1 protein-coding gene and 1 pseudogene are annotated in these 1,164 nt (G+C 61.3%); both read right to left on the bottom strand.

What is annotated here, in order from left to right:
* Window positions 1–11: 11 nt before the first annotated feature.
* Window positions 12–539: pseudogene (locus GJ654_RS20655) on the bottom strand (IS630 family transposase); the annotation flags it as partial.
* The gene (locus tag GJ654_RS20650; protein WP_196305649.1) at window positions 503–1,075 is read right to left on the bottom strand and encodes a helix-turn-helix domain-containing protein; all 573 of its coding nucleotides are present in this window, start codon (window positions 1,073–1,075) and stop codon (window positions 503–505) included. The gene GJ654_RS20650 and the pseudogene GJ654_RS20655, both read right to left, overlap by 37 nt.
* Window positions 1,076–1,164: the final 89 nt, after the last annotated feature.

Below are 1,164 nucleotides of genomic sequence, written 5' to 3'. Positions count from 1 at the left end.
TTTCCGTTTGATCACTTCGCATTTGCGATTTCGGGCCACCAGTGAAATCCGGCTCGGCTTTTGATGGTGCCGCGTTCGTTTGCGAGGGCAACACATCTTGCTGCGATGATGTCGTTGAGCTCTTTGAGGTCGGCGGCATGCTTGTTGATGATGGGCTCGTCGACGAGTGCCCATAGCGTCTCGGCCGGCTGGAGTTCGGGCGTGTAGGGCGGAAGAAAGACCAGTCGTACGCCTTCGGGAAGCTTCAGCCCGGCTTCGCTGTGCCAGCCGGCGTTGTCGAGGACGAGAACGATCGTCCGTTCGCGGCCGGCGTTCGCCTCGCGCGCGAAAGTGGCGAGCAACGCCTCGAAGAACGGCTTCGACACGCCGTCGTGCAAATACCAGAAGGTTTCGCCGCTCGCCGGCGACACGAAGGCGGTGACATAAAGCCAATCGAAACGATGATGTCCAAGCGCGATGGGTCGTTGTCCAATCGGCGCCCACACCCGGCGCGTCACCGGTTTCAGGCCGAGCCGATGCTCGTCGGTGGCGAAGACTTCGACCGGTCGCTCTGGATGCTTTGAGGCTTCTTCGGCGACGACGTCTGCAAGCTTTTTTTGAACGCCGTTTCCTCTTCAGGCGTGGCGGCGTTCGGGTTCCTGGGACGCGGCGACTGGATCGACAGGCCGCACGCCTTGAGCGCCTCCCAGCCGCGTTGAACCGCCACCTTCTCGACCCCCAACTCGCGCGCCAGGAAGGCGGCGACCTTCGCACTCGTCCAAAGGCCGCCGTCGTCCGGCGCTTCCTGCAATCGCACCCGAAGTTTTTCGATCAGTTCTGGTTTGAGCACGGTGGCCTTCGCCCCGTTGCGCCGACGCAAGTCGCCCAGAGCATCAGGGCCTTCAGCGTTGTAACGCGCCGCCAACTGCTCAATCCAGCGTTCTCCCAACGACGTCAATTCAGCCACTTCGCCGACGCTGTGGCCTTTGGCGAGAAGCCAGATGGTCTGGAAATGGCGCGCCTCGCACGCATCCGAACTCGAAACATACCGATCACGCAACCCATCGACGCTCAAATGCCCCGCGATCGTCGTCATGACCCGCCTCCTGCGATTCATGACCACAAAGCTTAGCCTTATTGTGCGCACCAGGGAATCCGACCGAGTCATTCAGCCGGAAACCGTAT

It is taken from the genome of Rhodoblastus acidophilus, from assembly GCF_009720655.1.
Classification (GTDB): Bacteria; Pseudomonadota; Alphaproteobacteria; order Rhizobiales; family Beijerinckiaceae; genus Rhodoblastus; species Rhodoblastus acidophilus_A.
Note: the sequence above shows the minus strand (reverse complement) of the source record. Positions and strands in the feature narration are given on the sequence as shown.

Coding starts and splice junctions, on each gene's coding strand:
- GJ654_RS20650 (WP_196305649.1), bottom strand. CDS start 1,075: ATGACGACGATCGCGGGGCATTTGAGCGTCGATGGGTTGCGTGATCGG.